This window comes from Nocardiopsis oceanisediminis, from assembly GCF_048595525.1.
Classification (GTDB): domain Bacteria; phylum Actinomycetota; class Actinomycetes; order Streptosporangiales; family Streptosporangiaceae; genus Nocardiopsis_A; species Nocardiopsis_A oceanisediminis.
In genome coordinates this window covers 3,437,405-3,459,692 of the sequence record NZ_JAFMZJ010000001.1, presented here as the reverse complement: position 1 = coordinate 3,459,692, position 22,288 = coordinate 3,437,405, and the positions used below count along the sequence as shown (strand labels likewise).

18 protein-coding genes are annotated in these 22,288 nt (G+C 77.7%); 15 read left to right on the top strand and 3 right to left on the bottom strand.

Features of this window, described 5'->3' with window-relative positions:
• Window positions 1-12: 12 nt before the first annotated feature.
• On the bottom strand, window positions 13-630 hold the full coding sequence (locus tag J0910_RS15260) for a Uma2 family endonuclease (protein ID WP_420159173.1): 618 nt from the start codon (window positions 628-630) through the stop codon (window positions 13-15).
• A gap of 288 nt (window positions 631-918) precedes the next feature.
• On the opposite strand from J0910_RS15260, the gene nirB reads away from it, so the two are divergent.
• The 13 genes from nirB (at window position 919) to J0910_RS15195 (ending at window position 18,515) form a co-directional block, all read left to right on the top strand.
• Entirely contained in the window at window positions 919-3,411 is a 2,493-nt protein-coding gene (gene nirB, locus J0910_RS15255; protein ID WP_420159172.1) for a nitrite reductase large subunit NirB, read from the top strand.
• Between the two features lie 18 nt (window positions 3,412-3,429).
• Complete coding sequence (nirD, locus tag J0910_RS15250) at window positions 3,430-3,801, top strand: nitrite reductase small subunit NirD (RefSeq protein WP_420159171.1); 372 nt, start codon at window positions 3,430-3,432, stop codon at window positions 3,799-3,801.
• Window positions 3,802-3,948: 147 nt separating this feature from the next.
• On the top strand, window positions 3,949-5,115 hold the full coding sequence (locus J0910_RS15245; protein WP_420159170.1) for a uroporphyrinogen-III synthase: 1,167 nt from the start codon (window positions 3,949-3,951) through the stop codon (window positions 5,113-5,115).
• Window positions 5,116-5,158: 43 nt separating this feature from the next.
• Window positions 5,159-5,890 carry a sirohydrochlorin chelatase gene (locus tag J0910_RS15240; RefSeq protein ID WP_420159169.1) on the top strand — a complete coding sequence of 244 codons (732 nt, stop codon included), beginning with the start codon at window positions 5,159-5,161 and terminating at the stop codon, window positions 5,888-5,890.
• A 628-nt stretch (window positions 5,891-6,518) separates the two neighbouring features.
• On the top strand, window positions 6,519-7,757 hold the full coding sequence (locus J0910_RS15235) for a protein-tyrosine phosphatase family protein (protein WP_420159168.1): 1,239 nt from the start codon (window positions 6,519-6,521) through the stop codon (window positions 7,755-7,757).
• Window positions 7,758-8,275: 518 nt separating this feature from the next.
• Window positions 8,276-8,704, top strand: a complete 429-nt coding sequence (locus tag J0910_RS15230) for a septal ring lytic transglycosylase RlpA family protein (protein ID WP_420159167.1) — start codon at window positions 8,276-8,278, stop codon at window positions 8,702-8,704.
• A gap of 166 nt (window positions 8,705-8,870) precedes the next feature.
• The gene (locus tag J0910_RS15225) at window positions 8,871-12,485 is read left to right on the top strand and encodes a TM0106 family RecB-like putative nuclease (protein WP_420159166.1); all 3,615 of its coding nucleotides are present in this window, start codon (window positions 8,871-8,873) and stop codon (window positions 12,483-12,485) included.
• A gap of 273 nt (window positions 12,486-12,758) precedes the next feature.
• Window positions 12,759-13,622 (top strand): alpha/beta fold hydrolase, encoded by an 864-nt coding sequence (locus J0910_RS15220; protein WP_420159165.1) that lies wholly within the window; start codon window positions 12,759-12,761, stop codon window positions 13,620-13,622.
• Between the two features lie 429 nt (window positions 13,623-14,051).
• Window positions 14,052-14,303 (top strand): hypothetical protein, encoded by a 252-nt coding sequence (locus tag J0910_RS15215; RefSeq protein WP_420159164.1) that lies wholly within the window; start codon window positions 14,052-14,054, stop codon window positions 14,301-14,303.
• A gap of 158 nt (window positions 14,304-14,461) precedes the next feature.
• The gene (locus tag J0910_RS15210; RefSeq protein ID WP_420159163.1) at window positions 14,462-14,794 is read left to right on the top strand and encodes a hypothetical protein; all 333 of its coding nucleotides are present in this window, start codon (window positions 14,462-14,464) and stop codon (window positions 14,792-14,794) included.
• Window positions 14,795-14,881: 87 nt separating this feature from the next.
• On the top strand, window positions 14,882-15,361 hold the full coding sequence (locus tag J0910_RS15205) for a hypothetical protein (protein WP_420159162.1): 480 nt from the start codon (window positions 14,882-14,884) through the stop codon (window positions 15,359-15,361).
• 69 nt (window positions 15,362-15,430) lie between these two features.
• Window positions 15,431-16,708: a tyrosine-type recombinase/integrase gene (locus J0910_RS15200; protein WP_420159161.1), complete on the top strand. Its 1,278-nt coding sequence runs from the start codon at window positions 15,431-15,433 to the stop codon at window positions 16,706-16,708.
• A 34-nt stretch (window positions 16,709-16,742) separates the two neighbouring features.
• On the top strand, window positions 16,743-18,515 hold the full coding sequence (locus tag J0910_RS15195; RefSeq protein ID WP_420159160.1) for a hypothetical protein: 1,773 nt from the start codon (window positions 16,743-16,745) through the stop codon (window positions 18,513-18,515).
• Window positions 18,516-18,627: 112 nt separating this feature from the next.
• Here J0910_RS15195 and J0910_RS15190 read toward each other — a convergent pair whose 3' ends face one another.
• A complete protein-coding gene (locus tag J0910_RS15190) occupies window positions 18,628-19,092 on the bottom strand; it encodes a hypothetical protein (RefSeq protein WP_420159159.1) in 465 nt (154 codons plus the stop codon).
• 266 nt (window positions 19,093-19,358) lie between these two features.
• On the opposite strand from J0910_RS15190, the gene J0910_RS15185 reads away from it, so the two are divergent.
• Window positions 19,359-19,796 (top strand): ankyrin repeat domain-containing protein, encoded by a 438-nt coding sequence (locus tag J0910_RS15185; protein ID WP_420159158.1) that lies wholly within the window; start codon window positions 19,359-19,361, stop codon window positions 19,794-19,796.
• Window positions 19,797-20,697: 901 nt separating this feature from the next.
• On the opposite strand, the gene J0910_RS15180 is transcribed toward J0910_RS15185, so the two are convergent.
• On the bottom strand, window positions 20,698-21,231 hold the full coding sequence (locus J0910_RS15180; RefSeq protein WP_420159157.1) for an NUDIX domain-containing protein: 534 nt from the start codon (window positions 21,229-21,231) through the stop codon (window positions 20,698-20,700).
• 91 nt (window positions 21,232-21,322) lie between these two features.
• Between J0910_RS15180 and J0910_RS15175 the strand changes: the two genes are divergently transcribed.
• Window positions 21,323-22,270 (top strand): EamA family transporter, encoded by a 948-nt coding sequence (locus J0910_RS15175; protein ID WP_420159156.1) that lies wholly within the window; start codon window positions 21,323-21,325, stop codon window positions 22,268-22,270.
• Window positions 22,271-22,288: the final 18 nt, after the last annotated feature.

Below are 22,288 nucleotides of genomic sequence, written 5' to 3'. Positions count from 1 at the left end.
CGGTTTCCAGGGTCAGCCCTGCCCGGCGCCGGGGCCGCCGATGTGCTCGCGCCAGTCGCCGTCCATGCCGATCAGCCAGTACGGGACGATCGACACAGGGAAGGGGGTCTCGGTGGTGAAGACGTCGGTCCCGTAGACCACGGCTCCCTCTTGGTAGACGCCGCCTTCCAGCCGGAGTTCGGTGATGCCCGGCTTCTCCCGGAAGGGGCTGATGATCCAGTAGGACTCGATACCGAAAGCGGCGTATTCACGCCGCTTCGTGTGGTTGTCCCGGAACACGCTCTCGAAAGAGAGGACCTCGACAGCGAGCAGGGGAGGGCGATCGAAATACCCGTCCTCGTAGTCCTCTCCCTGGAACATCGCAAGATCGGGGATACGATGCCGCGTACGGTCGGCATTGAGATTGACACCGGCTTCGTGGATGACCACGTAGTCCTTTGGCCTCTGGTTGTTCAGGTGCCACTCCAGCCTGCCCGCGGCCATGTTGTGGATCCCCTTCGGAGCGGGAGACACGTCAAGCCTCCCGTCGACCAGCTCGTAGCGCCTGCCGTCGTCGGGCATGCGCTGCAGGTCCTCCACGGTCAGCGGCCGGTCCGGCGGTGCCGTCTCCCCGATGCTCATGACAGACATGATGCCTCCAAGCGTTCACGGGAACCAGTATCCGAACCCGCGTTCGACCGCGCGGCGTTTTCCCCGGATCCCCGCGGAAACGGTGCCCTCCCGCCGCGATCGGGGCCGCCCGATTCCCGCCCCGCCCGCGCCGAACCCCTCTCACTCGGTGCTGACCAGCGCTGACAGCACAACGAAACACCCCGGTCATCTCCGCCTGACGAACCCGAAACCCGGTGCGGATTACGTGGGAGCCGACCGCCCCCGCACCCGGACGGCACCGTGCGACGCAGGAAGAGGACCACCCGCATGGCACGACTCATCGTCATCGGCAACGGCATGGCCGCCCACCGCCTCGTCGACGCCCTCACCCGCGCCGACACCGCCGGCGCCTGGCAGGCCGCCGTCATCGGGGAGGAGCCCCGCCCCGCCTACGACCGGGTCGCCCTCTCCTCCTACTTCGACGGCGCCACCGCGGCCGACCTGGCCCTGCCCGACCTGTCCGGCCGCGCCGAGATCCGCACCGGCGAACGCGCCACCGCCATCGACCGCGCCGCCAAGACCGTCACCACCTCCGCCGGCGCCGTCCTGGGCTACGACGCCCTGGTGCTGGCCACCGGCTCGGCCCCGTTCATCCCCCCGGTCCCCGGAGCCGACCTGCCCGGCTGCCACCCCTACCGCACCATCGACGACCTGGACGCCATCACCGCCTCCGCCCGGACCGCCGCCACCGGGGCCGTCATCGGCGGCGGCCTGCTCGGCCTGGAGGCCGCCAACGCCCTGCGCCTGCTCGGCCTGGACACCCACGTCGTCGAACTCGCCCCCCACCTGATGCCCGCCCAGATCGACCAGGGCGCCGCCGCGCTCCTCGCCCGCATGGTCGCCGACCTGGGCGTCACCGCCCACACCGGCACCGCCACCACCGCGATCCTGCCCGGCCCCGGCGGCCGCGCCGCCGCCCTCGACCTGGACGGCACCTCCCTGCCCGCCCAGGTCGTGGTCTTCTCCGCCGGCATCCGCCCCCGCGACGACCTGGCCCGCGCCGCCGGCCTGGCCCTGGGCCCGCGCGGCGGCGCCGCCGTCGACGACGCCTGCCGCACCAGCGACCCCGCCGTCTACGCCATCGGCGAATGCGCCAGCCACGACGGCACCGTCCACGGCCTGCTCGCCCCCGCCAACGCCATGGCCGACACCGTCGCCGACCGGCTGCTCGGCGGCACCGCCGCCTTCACCGGCGCCGACTCCTCCACCAAGCTCAAACTCCTCGGCGTGGACGTCGCCAGCTTCGGCGACGCCCACGGCCGCACCGAAGGCGCCCTGGACGTCGTCGTCAACGACGCCGCCTCCCGCCGCTACGCCAAACTCGTCGTCTCCGACGACGCCTCCACCCTGCTGGGCGGGGTGCTGGTCGGCGACGCCTCCGGCTACGCCGCGCTGCGCCCCCTGGTCGGCCGGACGCTGCCCGGCGACCCCCTGGCGCTGATCTCCCCGGCCGGCGCCGAGGCCGCCGGCCCCTCCGCGCTGCCCGACGACGCCCAGATCTGCTCCTGCAACGCCGTCACCAAGGGCGACCTGCGCGCCGCCATCGCCGGCGGCGCCGCCGACGTGCCCGCCCTCAAGGCCGCCACCTGCGCCGGCACCAGCTGCGGCTCGTGCGTCCCGATGCTCAAGACCCTCCTCGCCGACGCCGGGGTGGAGCAGTCCTCCGCGCTGTGCGAGCACTTCACCCGCTCCCGCGCCGAGCTGATGGAGATCGCCCGCGCCACCGGCATCACCACCTTCTCCGAGCTCATCGCCCGGCACGGCACCGGCCGCGGCTGCGACGTGTGCAAACCCGCCGTCGCCTCCATCCTCGCCTCGCTGGGCAACGGCCACATCCTCGCCGGCGAGCAGGCCGCCCTGCAGGACACCAACGACCACTTCCTCGCCAACCTGCAGCGCAACGGCACCTACTCGGTGGTGCCGCGCATCCCCGGCGGGGAGATCACCCCCGACCGGCTCATCACCATCGGCGAGGTCGCCCGCGACTTCGGCCTCTACACCAAGATCACCGGCGGCCAGCGCATCGACCTGCTCGGCGCCCGCGTCGAGCAGCTGCCCGCCATCTGGGCCCGCCTGGTCGAAGCCGGCTTCGAATCCGGCCACGCCTACGGCAAGGCCCTGCGCACCGTGAAGTCGTGCGTGGGCACCACCTGGTGCCGCTACGGCGTGCAGGACTCCGTGACCATGGCCATCGACCTGGAGCTGCGCTACCGCGGCCTGCGCGCCCCGCACAAGATCAAGGCCGCGGTGTCGGGCTGCGCCCGGGAGTGCGCCGAGGCCCGCAGCAAGGACGTCGGCGTCATCGCCACCGACAAGGGCTGGAACCTCTACGTCGGCGGCAACGGCGGCTTCACCCCCCGCCACGCCCGGCTGCTCGCCTCCGACCTCGACGACGACGCCCTCGTCCGCTGCATCGACCGGTTCCTGATGTTCTACATCCGCACCGCCGACCGGCTGCAGCGCACCGCCGCCTGGCTGGAGGCCCTGGACGGCGGCCTGGACCGCGTGCGCGCCGTCGTCGTCGACGACGCCCTGGGCATCGCCACCGACCTGGAGGCCGACATGGCCGCCCACGTCGCCGGCTACCGCGACGAGTGGCGCGGCGTCCTGGAGGACCCCGACAAGCTCGCCCGGTTCGCCTCCTTCAGCAACGCCCCCCAGGCGCCCGACCCCACCATCTCCTTCACCACCGTGCGCGACCAGCCGGTCCCGGCCGCCCCGGTCCACCTGGGCATGCCCGCCGCCCCGGCCCGCACCTGACCCGCCCGGAGGACCGCCATGACCGCACCGACCACCGCACCGCACCGCACCGCCGCGCCGACCTGGGTGCCCGCCTGCGCCTCGCACCGGCTCCAGCCCGAGCGGGGGGTGGCCGTGCTGCTGCCCGGCGGCGCCCAGGCCGCCCTGTTCCGCACGCACGACGGCGCGCTGTACGCACTGGACAACACCGACCCCTTCACCGGCGCGGCGGTGCTGTCCCGCGGCATCGTCGGCGACCGCGCCGGCGAGCCCACCGTCGCCTCGCCGATGCTCAAGCACCGCTTCGCCCTGCGCACCGGCGCCAGCCTGGACGACCCCGGCGTGCGCCTGGCCGCCTACCCCGTCCTCGAGGACGGCGGCCGCGTCTTCGTCGGCGCCGAGCCGCTCTAGACGGGAAGGGCCCTCCCCGCGGGCGCCGCCCCGGGGAGAGGGGAGGGCCCGACCGCCCCGCACCGACCCCAGCACCCCGCCGCGAGCAGCGCCGCCCCGGACCGAGGACCCGCCCCGCGCCCCGGGGCGGCCACGCGAGGAGAACCGATGACCGCCGCCGCCCGACCGGCCGCACCCGACCACCGGACCGGCCCCGCGCCCCTGGCCGGCTACACCGTCGGCGTCACCGCCGCCCGCCGCGCCGAGGAACTGGCCGCCATGCTCCGCCGCAAGGGCGCCGACGTGGTGTGCGCCCCCGCGCTGCGCATCGTCCCCCTCAGCGACGACCGGGCCCTGGCCGCCGCCTCCCGCGACCTCATCGACCACCCCGCCGACGTCGTCGTCGCCACCACCGGCATCGGCTTCCGCGGCTGGCTGGAGGCCTGCGAGACCTGGGGGCTGGCCGAGGCCCTCACCCGCGCCATGCGCACCGCCCGGCTGCTGGCCCGCGGCCCCAAGGCCAAGGGCGCCATCCGCGCCGCCGGCCTCACCGAGGAGTGGTCCCCGCCCTCCGAGTCCTCCGCCGAGGTCCTGGACCGCCTGCTGCGCGACGGCGTCGAAGGGCTGCGCATCGCCGTCCAGCTGCACGGCGAGCCCCTGCCCGACTTCTGCGCGGCCCTGCGGATGGCCGGCGCCGACGTCGTCGGCGTCCCCGTCTACCGGTGGACCGCCCCCGCCGACACCGCGCCCCTGGACCGCCTCATCGACGCCGCCGCCTCCGGCGACATCGACGCCCTCGCCTTCACCAGCGCCCCGGCCGCCGCCGGGCTGCTGCAGCGCGCCCGCGCCACCGGCGCCCACCGCCCCCTGCTGCGCGCCCTGCACCAGGCCCGCCCCCTGGCCGCCTGCGTCGGCCCGGTCACCGCCGCGCCCCTGCTCGACCAGGACGTCCCCGCCCTGTGGCCGGCCCGCGGCCGGATCGGCGCCCTGGTCCGCCACCTCGCCGAGGAGCTGCCCCGCCGCGCCCCCGCCCTGCCCGTCGCCGGGCACACCCTGCGGCTGCGCGGCCGCGCAGCCGAAGTCGACGGGGCGCTGCGCCCGCTCAGCCCCGCCCTGATGCGGCTGCTGCGCGAACTGGCCGCCCGCCCCGGCCGGGTGCGCCCCCGCGAGGAGCTGCTGGCCGCCCTGGGCCCCGACGCCGACACCCACGCCGTGGAGACCGCCGTCGCCCGGCTGCGCACCGCCCTGGGCCGCCCCCGGATGATCCAGACCGTCGTCAAGCGCGGCTACCGCCTGGCCCTGGAGACGGCGCCCTGCCCGCCCCCGCAGACCTGACCGGCCGCGACACCGCACCCGCCCACCACGCCAGGAGGCGACCGTGACCCACCGCCCGCCCGCCGCGGCACCCGTACTGGTGCTGGCCGTGCACGGATCCCGCGACCCCCGCGCCGCCGCCACCGCCCGCGCCCTGGCCCGCGCCACCGCGCACGCCTCCGGAGCCCGGGTGCGGCTGGGCTACGCCGACATCACCGGCCCCGACGTCGGCCGGGCCGCCGCCGAGGCCGGGGGAGGGGCCATCGTGGTGCCGGCGTTCCTGGCCTCCGGCTACCACGTGCGCACCGACATCCCCGCCCAGCTGGCGCGCGCCGGCTGCGCCGAGGTCCCGGTGGCCCCCGCCCTGGACGGCGAGCCCCGCACGGTGCGGGCCGCGGCCCGGCGGCTGCGCGAAGCCGGCCACCGCCCCGGGGAACCGGTGGTGCTGGCCGCCGCCGGCTCCTCGGACCCGCGCGCGCTCGCCGAGGCCGCCACCGCCGCCCGCGCACTGTCCGCCCTGGTGGCCGCCCCCGTCGAACCGGGGTTCATCGCCACCGCGGCCCCCACCGCCGCCGAGGCCGCGGCCCGGCTGCGCCGCCGCCACGGCGGCCGGGTGTGGGCGGCGTCCTGGCTGCTGGCGCCCGGCCTGTTCCACACCCGCCTGGCCGGTTGCGGGGCCGACGCCGTCACCGCCCCGCTGTGCACCCCCGAGCGCCCCGACCCCGGCATCGCCGAGGCCCTGGCCCTGCGCTACCACCGGGCCCGCCTCGCCCGCGCGGCGCCCGCCCCCTGCTGAGCCCGGCGCGGCCGAGGGGGGAGGGCCCGCCGGCCTCTTCCGGCCCCTGCCCCCGGCGGGGGTCCGGCACCGCCCCGGCCGGACCCGGGCGGTCCCGCGGCCGCCCCGCCCAACGGGCTCAGGGCGCCCCACCGGGGCCCGGAGCCGCGCCGTGCGCACGGGCCCGGCAGGGGAGGCGCGGGGCGGCCGCCCGGACGCCCCCGCCGCAGCGGGCCCCGGCGCCCCGGAGGCGAAGAGGCCCGCCGAGGCGGGGAGGGCGCCCCGCGCCCGGCGGCGCAGATCGTTGACGGGAGAACCCCGCACCGGGCGTCGGCCTTGGCGCCGGGCCCCACTGGAGCCCTCCGATGGGGCCCAGCGCCAAGACCGACGGGGGAGGGGGACGGCGGCCCGGCGGCGCACGGCCCGCAGCGGCCGCGGCGACGCCGGGCCCCCGATCCCCGCCCCTCCCGGCCCGCGCCCGGACACTCCGGCCGGCCGGCCGCATACCCGACAGCCTCCGAGGGCCGGCGGCGGGCCGGCCGCCGCCCCGGCGCGGCGGTGGCCGGATGCGGCAAACCCGCGGTGACCGGATCTCTAGAGGGCATAAGAGAAGACGGCCGCGGCGCCCACCCCGTTGAGGAGCCCCCTGATGCCCGCCACGCCCGACCCCCGGCCGACCCCCTCCGCCTCCCCCTGGCACCGCGACGACCCCCGCCACGACCGAGCGGCCGGCGCCTGGCTGGGCGCGGCCGCGGCCGCCTGCATCGTGGGGGCGCCCCCCGCGATGGCGGAGGAGGCCGCCCGCCCCGACCGCGACGGCACCGGCCCCGCCCTGCTGGCCTGGCTGGCCGCCGCCGCCCTGCGCGGCCTGCGCGCCCCCTCCGCGATCACCAAGGCCGTGGACAGCGCACCCGAGCTGTCCTGGGCCCGCGCCCTGCGCGCCACCGTCGCCCACGGCGAGATCCCCCCGCCCGACCCCGCCGCCTCCCCGCACACCCCGCTGGGCGCCGGCTGGTCCGCCGCCCGCACCGCCCCCGTCCCCGCCCTGGAGCCCGCCCGGGCCGTGTTCCCCTGCTCCCAGCTGGTCGAAGCGGTGTGGCGGGCCTACGCCGCCGGCGGGGACGAGGCCGCGATGTACGCCGGGGCGATGGCCGGCGCCCGGTGGGGCGCCTCCGGCGTCCCGCTCCAGGCCCAGCGGCGCCTGACCGACATCGTCGCGCCGCGCGCCCTGATCGCCCGCGCCGTCGTGCTGGCCCGCGGCAGCGCCCCCGGGGCCTGGCCGGAGAGCGACGGCGCCCACACCGGCCTGCACCCCTCCATCGAGCGGCCCTTCCACACCCCCCACCCGCACGACCCCGGGGTGGTCCTGGGCAACCTCTCCTACCTGCGCTCGGCCCCCGAGGTGGACGCGGTCGTCTCCCTCAACCGGCTCGGCCCCGGCGAGACCGCGTCCTGGCTGCCGGCCCGCGACCGGGTCGAGGTGTGGCTGGCCGACGCCGAGAACGCCAACCTCAACCTGCACTTCGTACTGGACGAGGCCGCGTCCGCCGTGGCCGGGCTGCGCGCGGAGGGCAAGCGGGTGCTGCTGCACTGCGCGGCGGGCCAGTCCCGCACCCCGGCGGTGGCCGCCCACTACGCCGCCCTGGCCTGCGGCGCCGACGTGGTGCAGGCGCTGCGCTCGGCGATCATCGCCACCGGCGGCCACCTGGACACCCCGGCCCTGTCCCGGGCGGCGGCCGCCCTCAACGGCGTCGACCTGCCCGACCCGGCCGCGGCGCTGTTCCCCGGCGGCCCGCCGCCCCGCCGCGGCCGGCCCCCGCACCCGCTGCCCGGCCCGCGCCCCGAGGCGCGGCCCGAGGCCCGGCGGGCCGACCGGACCACCGGGTAGGCGCCGGGCGGCCCTTCCCGACGGCCCCTCGGGGCGGCCGCCGGGAAGGGGCCGCCCCGGGACCGGTGCGCCGCTCCTTCCCCGGCCCGGCGTCCGGCCCCGCCCTTCTTTCTTGCCGGTGCCTTTGCTCACACCCGCGCAACCCGCGACCCGCACCCGACCCTCCCCGGGGCCGCACCCGCCCCCGCTTTCCGCACCCGCCCCGCCCGGACGCCCCGCACATCCCCGCGAACCCCTGCGGCGCGGGCGATCCGGAACGCACCGGGCGGCTCCCACCCACCCCCGGCACCTGTGACAACCAGCACAAACCCCGGGTTTCGGTTTCCGTTACCCGCCCGTGATGATTTAGGGTCGCATCCGCTGGCCACCGCACCCTTGCGGCCCTGACCAGCCAATACCCGCCGCCCCTGGACCCGGGCGGCCCGCTGCGCCGCCGAGACGAGCGCCCGGCCCCGCCCCAGGCGGGCCGATCCCCGCGCAGCCGATCTCGTGACTCCCGTTCGAAGGAACAATCTCCAGTGGGTAACCACACGCCTTCCCGCAGCTCCGCCCTTCAGCGCGCGACCAAGCGCGCCCTGGCCGTCACCGCCCTCGCGGGCGCCACCCTCGGCGCCGCCGGCGCCGCCACCGCCGCCGCCGACGACACCGCCGGATCCTCCGGCGGCCAGGGCGGCACCTGCCAGGCCTCCATGTACGGCGAAGGCCGGCTCACCGCCAGCGGCGAAGCCTTCGACCCCGGCGCCATGACCGCCGCCCACAAGGAGCTGCCCTTCGGCACCCAGGTCGAGGTCACCAACACCGCCAACGGCAAGTCGGTCACCGTCACCATCAACGACCGCGGCCCCTTCGTCGAGGGCCGCTGCCTGGACCTGTCCACCGCCTCCTTCCAGAGCATCGCCAGCACCGCCCAGGGCGTCGCCGACGTCGAGTGGAAGGTCGTGGGCTGACCCGCCCCCTCCTCCTCTCCGCGGCCCCGGGGCACCCGCCCCGGGGCCGCACCCGTGCGGACACACCCCCGCCAAGGCGGCCCCCGGCGACCCCCGGTGGTGGCACAATGCCCCACGAGCCGAAACGGCTGGGACCACAGGGACCGGCGGGAAAGGGGCGCCTCACGTGTTCCGCAACGAGGCGGGATGGGTCATCTCACCCACCGACCTGGTCGACGCCATGGAGTGCGGCCACCGCAGCGCACTCAAGACCGCGCTGGCCGCGAAACTCCCCGGCGCACCCGCCCCCGCCGACATCGACCCCCTCATCGCCCAGCACGGCCACGAGCACGAACGCGCCGAACTGGACCGGCTGCGCGCCCTCTTCGGCGACGACGGCGTCGTCGCCATCGACGACCCCCACCCCGGCCACGCCGACATGCTCCGCGCCGCCCGCGCCACCGCCCAGGCCATGGCCGACGGCGCCCCCGTCGTCTACCAGGGCGCCTTCTACCACCGCCTGGCCCCCGGCATCGCCTTCCACGGCCGCGCCGACTTCCTCGTCAGCACCGCGGTCGACCCCGCCACCGGCCGCACCGTCGACGGCGCCGACCCCCGCCGCTACGAACCCCACGACACCAAGCTCGCCCGCCGCCCCGGCCCCTCCGCCGTCCTGCAGCTGGCCGCCTACGCCCAGGCCCTCACCGACGCCGGCGCACCCGCCCCCGAGCACATGCACCTGATCACCGGCGACGGCACCTCCCACACCCACCGCGCCGCCGAGTTCACCCCCGCCCTGCACACCATCACCCGGCGCCTCACCGACCGCCTCACCGCCCCCGCCGGCCACCCCCTCGACCCCGCCGACCTGCGCCTGCCCGACCCGCTGTGGGGCGAGCCCCGCCCCGCCTGCGACGGCTGCGGCTACGCCGCCCTGTGCACCGAGGGCCGCACCGGCGCCCGCCACCTCTCCCTGGTCGCCGGCATCCGCACCGACCAGGCCCGCAAACTCACCGACGCCGGCCTGCCCACCATCGACGCGCTGGCCGCCGCCACCGACGGCGACCGCCCCGCCGCCCTGCCCCGCCACTCCTACGACCGGCTGCGCGCCCAGGCCGCACTCCAGGTCCGCCAGGACGCCACCCGCACCGACGCCGACCCCCAGGGGTCGGTCATCGCCGAAGTCCACTCGCCCGACGGCCTGGCCTCCCTGCCCGCCCCCAGCCCCGGCGACGTCTTCTTCGACATGGAGGGCTACCCCTACCACCAGTCCGGCGCCGGCGAACGCGGCCTGGAGTACCTCTTCGGCGCCACCGCCGCCGACGACACCGGCACCGAGCGCTTCCACGCCTTCTGGGCCCACGACCGCACCCAGGAGAAGCAGGCCTTCGAAGCCTTCGTCGACTTCGCCGTCGAACGCATCGACCGCGACCCCGGCGCGCACATCTACCACTACGCCTCCTACGAGGCCGACCGGCTCAAACTCCTGGCCGCCGAGTTCGGCACCCGCGAGACCGAGGTCGACGAGCTGCTGCGCCACCGCCGCCTGGTCGACCTGTTCACCGTGGTCAAAAAGAGCCTGCGGGTCTCCCAGCGCTCCTACTCCATCAAGTACCTCGAACCCCTCTACCTGGACGCCGGCCGCAGCGGCGGCGTCACCACCGCCGCCTCCAGCATCGACGCCTACGCCGAGCACCTCGCCGCCGCCGCCGAAGGCGACCGCCTGCGCGCCGCCAAGATCCTCGACGAGATCGCCGACTACAACCGCGACGACTGCGACTCCACCGCCCGGCTGCGCGACTGGCTCGAAGAGCTCCGCACCGACCACGGCATCACCGCCCGCCCCGCCCACCAGGGCGAAGCCGCCCCCGACGACGCCGACGAGCGCGCCGCCGAACGCCGCCGCCTGCGCGAAGAGGCCGAGGACCGGCTGCGCGCCCTCACCGGCCCCCTCCTGGACGGCGTCGCCCCCGACCCCGCCGACCGCACCCCCGCCCAGGCCGCCCGCGCCCTGCTGGCCGCCCTGGCCGGCTACTACCGCCGCGAGGAGAACCCCTCCTGGTGGGACTTCTTCCGCCGCCTGTCGGCGCCCCTGGAAGAACTCGAGACCGACAACGACTGCCTGGTGCCCGTCCGGGTGCGCACCGGCGACTGGCAGGACCCCACCGGCCGCCAGCGCAAATCCCGCCGCGAGGTGGAACTGCGCGCCGACCCCGCCCGCCCCCACCCCTTCACCGCCGGCGACAAGATCCGCCTGCTCTACCCCGGCCCGCCCGGGCAGCCCTCCGACGCCGTCGACGCCGAGGTCACCGCCGCCTCCGCCGAGTCCCTCACCCTCACCGAGACCAGCGACCCCGGCGACACCTACGCCCGCGCCCCCGCCGCCGCCCTGCCCGGCGCCCCCGTGCGCTCCGCCCCCAAGGACGCCGCGCTGTGGACGCTGACCGAGACCGCGCTGCCCGCCCTGCCCGACCTTCCCCCCGGCCCCGGCCTGGACCTGCTGCGCCGCGCCCGCCCCCGGCTGGCCGGCGGCGCACCCCTGCCCGACCCCGCCGACCACCCCGCCCCCGACGGCACCCCCGACACCGTCGCCGCCGCGATCCGCGCCGTCCGCCTCCTGGACGGCTCCTACCTCGCCGTGCAGGGCCCGCCCGGCGCCGGCAAGACCTACCTCGCCGCCCGCCTCATCCGCGACCTGACCGCCCGCGGCCTCACCGTCGGCGTCTGCTCCACCAGCCACAAGGCCGTGGAGAACGTGCTGCGCGCCGCCCTGGCCGCCGCCCGCCGCGACGGCGCCCCGCTGCCCTGCGCCAAACGCCCCTCCGGCCGCAAGGCCGACCCCGACGCCCCCTGGGAGCAGCCCTCCAGCGTCAAGGCCCTGGCCGCCTGGCGCACCACCACCGGCGCCGGCCACCTCGTCGGCGGCACCGCCTGGAACTTCGCCAACGAGGCCCTGGCCGCCGACCCCTTCGACGTCCTCATCATCGACGAGGCCGGCCAGTTCTCCCTGGCCGACACCCTCGCGGTGTCCACCGCCGCCCGCAACCTCGTCCTGCTCGGCGACCCCCAGCAGCTGCCCCAGGTCGTCCAGGGCTCCCACGGCGAAGGCGCCGCCGCCTCCGCCCTGGAGCACCTCGTCGGCGGCGCCGAGATCATCGACCCCGCCCTGGGCTACTTCCTGGACCGCACCCGCCGCATGCACCCCGCCGTGTGCGCCCCCGTCTCCGAGCTGTCCTACCGCGGCATGCTGCACGCCCACCCCTCCGCCGCCCGGCGCCGCATCGACGGCATCCCGGCCGGCCTGTACGCCGCCCCCGTGGCCCACCAGGGCCGCACCGTCCACAGCCCCGAAGAGGTCGAGCAGGTCGTCGCGATCGCCGCCCGCCTCGTCGGCCGCACCGCCACCGAACCCGGCGCCACCGCCCCGCGCGAGCTCACCGGCGAGGACGTCCTGGTCGTGGCCCCCTACAACATGCAGGTGCGCGCCCTGCGCCGCGCCCTGTCCCAGGCCGGCCTGGACGACGTGCGGGTGGGCACCGTCGACCGCTTCCAGGGCCAGGAGGCGCCCGCCGTCATCTGCTCCATGACCGCCTCCTCGGCCGCCGACCTCACCCGCGGGCTGGACTTCGTGCTCTCCCGCAACCGGCTCAACGTCGCGCTGTCCCGCGCCCAGCTCGTCGCCGCCCTGGTCTACTCGCCGGACCTGCTCGCCGCCGCCCCCCGCAGCATCGGCGACCTGCGCGTCCTGGCCGGCTTCGCCGGGCTGTGCGGCCGCGCCGAACCCTGGCCCCCGGCCACCTGACCCGCCCGCCGCCGCCCTCAGCGGGGCCCCGCGGCCCGCTCGGCGCCCCGCACCGCACCGGCCGGGGGAGAGCGGGAGCGCCGCCGGACCGCGCCCCCGGAACACCCCCGCACCCGCCCCGAGCGTCCGAAGGGCGGCCCCGGTCCCGCCGGAGCCCCGCGCCCGCGCAGACCTTCGCGCCCCGCTCCCGGAGCACACGGACCGCAGGGCCCCGGCCCCCACCGGCGGAAAAGAACGGGCGCCGACCCCGCACCGGCCGCTAGCATCCCCGCCGTGCACCACGACACCGCCCCGACCGCCACCGGCTCCGTTCCCCTGCCCGACGGCCGCACCCTGGCCTACGCCGAATACGGCGACCCCGGCGGCACCCCCGTGCTGTTCGTGCCCGGCGCCGCCACCGGGCGGCGGATGAGCTTCGGCGGCCCCCTGCCGCACCGCCGCGGCGTCCGGCTGATCTCCCTGGACCGGCCCGGCCTGGGCGCCTCCGCCCCCCACCCCGCCAAGACCCTGACCAGCGTCGGCGCCGACCTGGCCCACCTGGCCCGCGCCACCGCAGGCGGCCCCGCCCCCATCGTCGCCAACTCCCAGGGCGCCCCCTTCGCGCTGGCCGCGGCCCTGGCCGGCGCCGCCACCCGCCTGGTCCTGGCCTCGCCCGCCGACGAGGCCGCCCACCCCGCCCTGCGCCCCCTGCTGCCCGCCCACTTCCAGGACCTGCTGGCAGAGGTGGCCGCCGCCCCCGACCGGGCCGCCCGCACCTTCGCCGACTACACCGCCGGCGACCTCTTCGACATGGTCCTGGGCTCCCACCCGCCCTGCGACGCCCCCGTCTACACCGACCCCGGCTTCCGGCGGATGTTCCGCGCCGCCCTCGAGGAGGGCCTGTCCGGCGGCCCGGCCGGCTACCCCGCCGACACCGTGCTGGCCATGTCCCCCTGGAACCTCGGCCTGGACCGGATCACCGTCCCGGTCTCCATCCACTACGGCGCCCACGACCGCGCCCACTCGCCCGACCGGTGCCGCACCCTGGCCTCGCGCATCCCCGCCGCCCGCCTGCGCACCGACCCCGACGCCGGCGGCTCCCTGCTGTGGGCCCGCCCCGGACGGATCCTCGACGACGCACTGCACCCCGGCGGCTGAGCCCCCAGAAGAGGGGACACCGGGCCGGGGGAGCGGACCCGCACCGGAGGGGCAAGGGGCGCACCGGGAAAACCACTGGACGCCCCGCACCCGCCTCCACCGGACTGCTCCCTGGCCGGACTGCGCCCATGGACCGGCTGCGGACAGGGCGCGCCGCCCGGCCGCGCGGCGCGGAACCCGGCGACCGGCGCCTGTTCCAGGAGACGGACACCGACACCGCCCCGCTCCGAAGAGGGCCACCGGGCCCAGGCCGCCGCCGGCCCTCCGGCGGCAGCACCTTCCGCCCGGCCGTCGAGACCCTGGACGGCCGCCCCGCCGGCGCCCTCTCCGCCGACCGCGCCGGGCCGTCCCAGCACGGCATCGCCGCCCACCGCAGCCCACCGCCGCAGCGGCCGCGCCGCCCAGGCCCTGCGCCTGCCACCGGGCCGCATGTCCGGCGAGCGCCGCCGCCGCACGTGCGAAGCCCGCATCCTCACCGCCGACACCGCCGCACCGCACCTGCGCCCCGGCTCCACCCGGGAGGGCCTGCTGCGCGACCGCGAACTCTTCGCCGGCCGCCACCACGACACCGCGGCCCCGGGGACCACCGCCCCCGAATTCCACACCGCCGGCCGAAAACCCCGCCCCGGGTGCGCCGGGACACAGCACGCCACCGGAGCGAACGGGCCCGGGCGGCGGTAGCATGCCTTGCACCGCGGGCCGCGTTCGCGAACCCGCCCTTTTCCCTGCACCCTCCCCGCCGCACCGGCTGAAAGGCACACGCGTCACCGTGCTGGACTCACCCGCCCCGCCACCGACGTCCCCCGCGCCCCTACGAACCGCCGAAGGGAACGCGAACCGTGCCACCGGCTGACAACGGCGGCCGCCCCGGCGGCGGCGCCCCCGGGTCCAACACCCGCCACCCCGCGGGCATCCGCATCGTCGCGGCGGTGCTGGCCGTGGCCGCCCTGGTCCTGGGCCCCATCGGCTACCTCAACGCGACCTCCGCGGGCGACGACTCCGCCGCCGAGTGGTACACCCTCGGCTTCGCGGCCTCCGCCGGCCTGCCGCTGCTGGCCGCCGCCGTCACCACCGTCGCCGGCGACCGCCGCGCCGCCCTGTGCTGCCTGGCCCTGCTCGCCTGGCCGCTCATCTACATCACCGCCATCCACCTGGCCCCCGGACCCGCCTGACCCCACCGCGGAGCCCGGCCGACCGGACACCGAGAGGCGGGGGAGCGGCCGCACCCCGGCCGCCGGCCCGCCCAGGGAAGAACACGCATGTCACCCAAGAAGAAGAACAAGAACAAGCGCACCCGCCCCGCGGGGGCCCGGCCCGCCCCGGCCGCCCCCCGCGGCGGCGAGCGGCCCGGCGGGCCGGGCAGAGCGGCCTCCCGCCGCCGCACCCCCGTCCCCCTGGACGGGCCGCCCCGCTGGCCCATCGCCCTGTGGAGCGGCCTGGCCGCGCTCTGGCTCATCGGCTCCGCCCTGTTCTTCATCCTCATCCTCGCCGAGGGCATCGCCCTGATGGGCGAGACCGACCCCGCCCCCGACGCCCTGCGCACCACCGCCCTCTACCTGCTCGGGCTCATCGTGTGCGCGCTGGCCGTGCCCGCCGCCGGCGCCGCCGCGGCGGCCTGGCTGCGCCGCAAGACCGCCGCCGCCCTGTTCGCCCTGGCCACCGCCGCCTCCGCCATCGCCCTGTTCTCCCTGGGCTCCCCGGCCCAGCTCTTCGACGCGCTGCGCGGCGGGCTGGGCTGAGCACCGGACCCGCCACCACCGGCCCCGCCTGCACCGACCCGCCCCCCGGATGCGCCATCATGGTGCACCGTGGGCGAAACGACGCACGAGAGCACCGGCACCCCCGACGGCGACCCCGGTGAGCACCCCGCAGACGGGCCCGGAGCCCTGGCCGTGCCCGCCGAGGTCCGCACCCGCCTGACCCAGGTCACCACCAGCGTCCTGGTCGACACCCGCGCACTGGCCCGGGTGCGCGCCCGCTTCGACGACGACCAGGCCCACGCCCTGGCCCGCTACCTGTCGGCCGCCCAATCGCCCAACACCCTGCGCGCCTACCGCGCCGACTGGACCGCCTTCGCCGCCTGGTGCGCCGCGGAGAACCGCACCAGCCTGCCCGCCGAACCCGTCGACGTCGCCGTCTACCTCGCCGCGGCCGCCGACACCGTCCGCGACGACGACCCCGACCGCTGGGCCCTGTCGCCCTCCACCCTGGAGCGCAAGGCCGCCGCCGTCGCCGCCGTGCACGGCGCCCACGGCCTGGCCTCGCCCACCCGCTCCGAAGTCGTCCGGATGACCCTGCGCGGCATCCGCCGCAGCCGCCGCGCCGCCCCCCGCCGCAAGCGCCCCGTCCTGCTGCACACCCTGACCGCCCTGCTGGAGCAGCGCCCCGACCCCGGCCACCCCTCAGGCGCCGCCCGCGCCCGCGACACCCTGCTCCTGCTCTGCGGCTTCGCCGGAGCCCTGCGCCGCAGCGAGCTGGCCGCCCTCACCTTCGACGACACCGCCCTGGACACCGACCCCCGCACCGGCGACCCGATGCTGGTCCTGCGCCTCAACGCCACCAAGACCGACCAGGAGGCCCGCCACTCCCAGCAGGTCGCCCTGCCCCGCGGCACCCGCCGCCCCACCTGCCCGGTGTGCGCCTACGCCGACTGGGCCGACCTGCTCACCGCCCACCGCGACGGCGGCCCCGCCGCGCTGCGCACCGCCCTGGAGCAGGACCCTCCCCCCACCGGCCCCCGCGCCCCGCACCGCTGCCACACCGCCGCGCCCACCGGCCTGGCCGACGGCGCCGCACGCCCCCTCTTCCCCCCGATCGACCGGCACGGCCGCATCGCCGCCCGCCCGATGTCCGGGCGCGCCGTCTCCGAGCTCGTCAAGCGCTACGCCGCCCGCGCCGGCCTGGACCCCGACGCCTTCGGCGGCCACTCCCTGCGCGCCGGCTTCGCCACCCAGGCCGCCCTGGCCGGCGCCGCCGACCGCGAGATCATGCGCCAGGGCCGCTGGACCAACCCCCGCACCGTCCACGCCTACATCCGCACCGCGAACCCGCTGGAAGACAACGCCGTCACCCGTCTCGGCCTGTGACCACCCCGTGTCTGTTTTATGGAAGGATGCCCGAGTGATCGATGAGTTTCGAGCCGCCTTCCAGGAGCTGATCGACGCCTCCGTCGCCTCCGACACCCACCGGTTCCCCGACGCCGTGCACCGCGTCTACAGCGGGGCCCACCAGGTCCCCGCCGAAGAACGGGAACTGGCGCTGGAGGCCCTGGGCACCCTGCTGCAAGGCGCGCACACCGGCCCCGGCATCACCGCCGACCTGTGCGTCGTCGCCGGCGCCCTGGTCGAATGCGGCACCATGCCCGGCGACGCCGGCACCACCATCGTGCGGCTGCTGCGCACCATGGGCCAGGGCGCCACCGTCTTCCTGCACGCCTGGAACGCCACCGGCCCCGGCGCCCCGCCCGACCCCGACGAGGTCACCGCCGAGGCCGAGCAGCGGGTCTCCGCCCGCCTCGGCGACACCGCGACCACCGCCACCATCTGCTGGTGGACCATCCGCCGCCACGCCCTGGCCGCCGCCACCATGCTCGGCGACCACCGCGTCCGCGCCGCCGTCCGCGGCGACGCCGCCCTCAGCGCCGAGCTCATCGCCATCGCCAACCAGCTCTCCGGCACCCTGCCCGAGTTCGACGAGATGCGCGCCCTGCTGCGGATGACCGGCGCCACCTCCGCCCTGGTCCTGGACCGCGCCACCGGCCGCGGCTTCCAGGTGTTCTTCGAAGGCATCGGCGACAACTTCCAGCTGCACACCCTGCTCGCCGACGCCCTGGTCGGCCCGGAGGGCCAGGGCCTGCCCGGCCACCGCCCCGACCCGCGCTGGACCGCCGCCTTCCGCGACGCCGACCCCGACCCCCAGGCCGGCCCGGTCCGCGGCTGGTGGAACCTGCTCGCCCTGGACGGCTCCTGGGTGTGGAACGACGGCGTACCCGCCGACATCCCCACCCACGACGGCGAGCACGTCCTGGTCCTGGCCGAGCAGCCCTACCCCCGCTCCTGGAACCCCGGCCGCCGCCACCCCCACGTCAGCGGGTGGCTGGAGGTCGCCCACGAGGTCACCGGCGAGGAGCTGGAGCGCTGGTGGCGCCTGGCCGCCCCCGCCCAGACGCCCTCCGGCGCCTTCCCCCGGGTGGCCCCCGCCCCGGACCCCTCCGCGGCGCCCCCCGCCGAGGACCCCGCGGACCAGGAGCTCCTTCCCTGGCCGGGCGAGGCCGCCGCCGAGGCGGACGAGGCCGGCCTGCCCGCGCCGGTGGAGGTCCCCGGGCCGCCGGAAGACGCCGGGGATCCGCTGCCCGCCGCCGACGCGCCCCTGCCCGCCCCGGACGGAGCGGAACCCGGCACCGCCCCCTGGCCGGAGCAGGAGCAGGACCACGCCCCCGAGGCGGAAGGGGCCCCGGACGCCCCCGCCCCGGACGCGGACGCCGAGCACCCCGCAGGGCCCGCCGACGGCGCCCCCTCCGCCTCCGAGGGCTCCGGCCCCGGAGACGGCGGCGGGGACGGCCGCCCCGGTGCGGACCCGGCCTCCGGAGCCCCCGAAGACGCCCCCGGCCCCGAGGCCGGCCCCGCGGAGCGGGAACCGGGCGGCGCCCCCGACGGCGGCCGCGCCGAACCGCCCGCAGACCGCCCCGACCGGGCACCCGGCATCGCCCCCGCCGACGACTGGCAGGCCTACCCCCCGGTCACCGAGCAGATCCCGGTGCTCACCCCGGAGATGCTCAGCGCCTACGACGCCGCCGAGCAGGACGACCGCGAAGAGCCGCGCCGCGCCCCCAAGATGCCGCCGCTGCCGCCCGGCGTCTCCAAGAGCTCCGGCTGGGGCCCCCGCTGGCGCTGACCGCCCCGGCGGCGGGGGAGCGGCCGCCCCGTGGAAGCACCCGGCCCGCCCCGGTCGCACCGCGCCCGGCCGGACGGGAGGGGCCCCACCCGGGCGGGGCCCGGTGGGGCCCTCACACCGCGTGGCGGCGCCGCCCCCGCGGCGCCTGCCCCGGCTCCTCCTCGTAGTCCTCGTCGTAGAGGCCGTCGAAGTACTCCTCCTCGGTGACCCCCGCCGGGTCGTCGGAGACCCAGCGCGCGGGGATCAGCAGCGGCACCACCAGCACCACCGCCACCGGAAGGAACACCCCCAGCTGCGCGAGGAGCACCGCGCCCTCCGCCCCGGGGACGAAGCCGGGCACCCGCTCGGCCAGGGCCGGGCGCACCACCGCCACCGCGCTGGCGGCCAGCAGGCTCAGCCCGGCCACCCCCGGCAGCAGCGGCGTCATCCGCGGGGCCGCCGCCGCGATCCCCACCACCAGCGCCAGCGCGCTCAGCGCGGCCACGGTGACCAGGCCGTCCGCCTGGGTGAACGTCCTCCCGGCCCCCTTCAGCTCGGCCAGGCGGGGCTGGGCCCACCCGGCACCCGCCAAGACCACGGGGGCAAGGAGGAGGCCGACAAAGAATCCGACGACGTGTCGCACGGACATCTCCTCTCGAAGTCGAGAGAGCACCATAGCGACAACTCCGCCGATATGGGCATCTCGGGCACACTGGGTGACCGGAGCCCAGCGTGCCCGGACGCCCGCACACCGCGACCCGCCCCCGCGCACCCGCCGCGGCACACCCGGAAACCCCGGCCCGGAACCTCCCGAACCCGTCACCCTGCGCCACCGGACCCGCCCCGCCCCCTAGGCTCGGCCCCGTGAGCCCCACAGAACCGCCCCCGGGCGACCCCGCCGACGACCCCGGCGTCATCGACCTGGCCACCAGGATCTTCGACCTCGCCCGCCGCGGCGACACCGAGTCCCTGGGCGCCTACCTCGCCGCCGGCGTCCCGGCCGACCTCACCAACGACAAGGGCGACACCCTCGTCATGCTCGCCGCCTACCACGGCCACGCCGACACCGTCGAGGCCCTGTGCACCCGCGGCGCCGACCCCGACCGCCCCAACGACCGCGGCCAGACCCCCCTGGCCGGCGCGGTCTTCAAAGGCGAGGACGCCGTCGTCGAAACCCTCCTCCGCCACGGCGCCGACCCCCGCGCCGGCACCCCCTCGGCCACCGACACCGCCCGCATGTTCGAAAAAGAGCACTACCTGCGCCTCTTCGACCCCGGCCCTCCCGGCCCCACCACCGCCTGACCGCGCCTGCCCCGCCCCCTCCCCGGCCACCGGGAAAGGGCCCCGCCCGCCTCCGCACAAGGCGGACGAAGGCGGGGGAGAGGCCCGGACCGCACCGCTCAGAGACCGTCGGGTGCGCGGCCGGCCGCTCCCGCCGGCGGTGCCCCTTCCCCGTTGGTCTCGGAGTCGCGGGCCCATCAGGGCGCCCTGCTAGGCCCGCAACTCCAAGACCAACGCGAGAGGCAGGGGCGCGCCGGCGGGACGGGCCGCCTCCGCGCGGGGGTCGCGAAGGCCCCGCCGCACCCGCGCCGGGCTCGGCCGCCCCGATGCCCCGGCCGCCCCGAGAAGAACAAGCTCAGGACGAGGCTTCAGGCGCCCGCCCACGAGCCCTGCGCCCTCGCCGCGACCGCCCTCCCCGGACCGAGCGCCCTCGCTCGGGCGGCGCGGCGGCCTCCTCAGCGCCCCGGGCGACTCCCTCGGGACGCTCCCCGCGATCGCCGGCCGCCCTGGGCGCCATCGCCGCAGAGGGCCCGGCGCTCTCCACCGCGATCAGACCGGCCGGCGCGGCCCACCCCGCCCGCGCGGACACCGCGCCCGGCCGCCGAGCGGCCCCGCCGCGGCCGCCCGGCGAAGGACCCCTCGCCGGCGTCTCGGACCCGAAAACGACCGCGTCCTTCGCCGCGGTGCCCCCTCAGTTCGCCGACCGCCAGAGCGGCGCGCTCCCGCCGCGGCCCGCCCTCCTCGCACCGATCCACTCCGCCACCGCACTCACCTGCGGCACCGCCGGGGCGCCCACCGCGGGAACCGCACGGACACGCTTCGCCCGCGCCCCCGAGCGCCGCCGGCGGCGCCATGATGATCGGCCCGGCAGCAACCCCGGCGCCGGCGGACCGCAGCAACCGAGAACCCCGCCTCCCGCCGGTCACCCCTCCCACTCCACCGGGCGGCCGTCCTCCAGATAGGCCACCCGCCCCTCGTCATCGGCGCGCACCGCCCACCCGATCCGGCGCGCCAGCAGCTCCGGCAGCAGCCCCTCCAGCTCCTCCGGACCGACCAGCCGCGCCGCCGACAGCTCCACCCCGTCCGGGCGCAGCCCCGCCGCCTCCGCCGCCGACAGCGGCCCCGCGAACACGTGCACCAGCGCCGGCCGCCCATTGGGGAAGAAACCCCCCGACACCCAGTCCACCGCCACCAGGCCGCGCAGCCGCGGCACCAGACCCAGCTCCTCGACGCACTCCCGCCGGCACGCCGCCAGCGGCGACTCGCCCTCCTCCACCGCACCGCCCGGCACCGACCACCGCGGCTTATAGGTCGGATCCACCACCAGCACCCGCCCCGACCCCTCCTCCCGCAGCAGCGCCGTGGCCGCACCCCGCACCCGCGCCAGACCCTCGTAGAACCCCACCTCGGCCGGATCCCCGCCCGGCCCACCGACACCGCCCGCCCCGCGCACCATGCCACCGACCCTAACCACCGCCCCCGACACCGCCCACCGGTAGGCTCGCCCGCATGCGACCCGTCCCATCATCGGCCCGCCGGACGGCGGCATGACCCCCGCCGCCCCCCGCGACCGCGCCACCGGACTGGGCTACGCCCTGGCCTCCGCACTGGCCTTCGGCGGCTCCGGCATCGCCGCCCGCCCCCTCATCGACGCCGGCGTCGACCCGCTCCACGTCACCTGGCTGCGCGTGGCCGGAGCCGCCCTCCTCCTGCTGCCCCTGGCCGTGCGCCACCGCGCCGCCCTGCACACCCGCCCCGCCCTCCTCCTGGCCTACGGCGTGTTCCCCATGGCCGGCGTCCAGGCCTTCTACTTCGCCGCGATCTCCCGCATCCCCGTCGGCATCGCCCTGCTCATCGAATTCCTCGGCCCCGTCCTCGTCCTGGCCTGGATCCGCCTGGCCCGCCGCCGGCGCATCGCCCGCTCCGCCGCCTGGGGCGTCCTGCTCGCCATCACCGGCCTGGCCCTCCTCGTCGAAGTAGGGGCCGGCATCCGCCTGGACCCCCTCGGCCTCGCCCTCGCCCTGGGCGCCGCCGCCTGCCAGGCCGGCTACTTCCTGCTCTCCGACGCCGCCTCCGACGACGTCGACCCGATGGCCGTCATCTCCTACGGCGCCCTCATCGCCACCGCGCTGCTCACCCCGCTGGCCGCCCCCTGGAACCTGCCCTGGCACACCCTGGCCGGCCCCGTCGAACTCGCCGGCGCGCACCTGCCCGCCCTGCTGCCCACCGCCTGGCTGGCCCTCATCGCCACCGCCCTGGCCTACGCCACCGGCGTCGCCGCGATCCGCCGCCTGTCGCCCACCGTCGCCGGCGCCGTCGCCTACCTGGAGGTCGTCACCGCCATCGTCCTCGCCTGGCTGCTGCTGGGCGAAGCCCTCACCCCCGTCCAGACCCTCGGCGCGGCCATCGTCACCGCCGGCGCCTTCATCGCCCAGCGCGCCGTCCCCGAAGCACCCCGCCCGCCCGCCGCCACCCCCGACCCGGCCCGCACCTGAACCCCGGCACGGCGCACC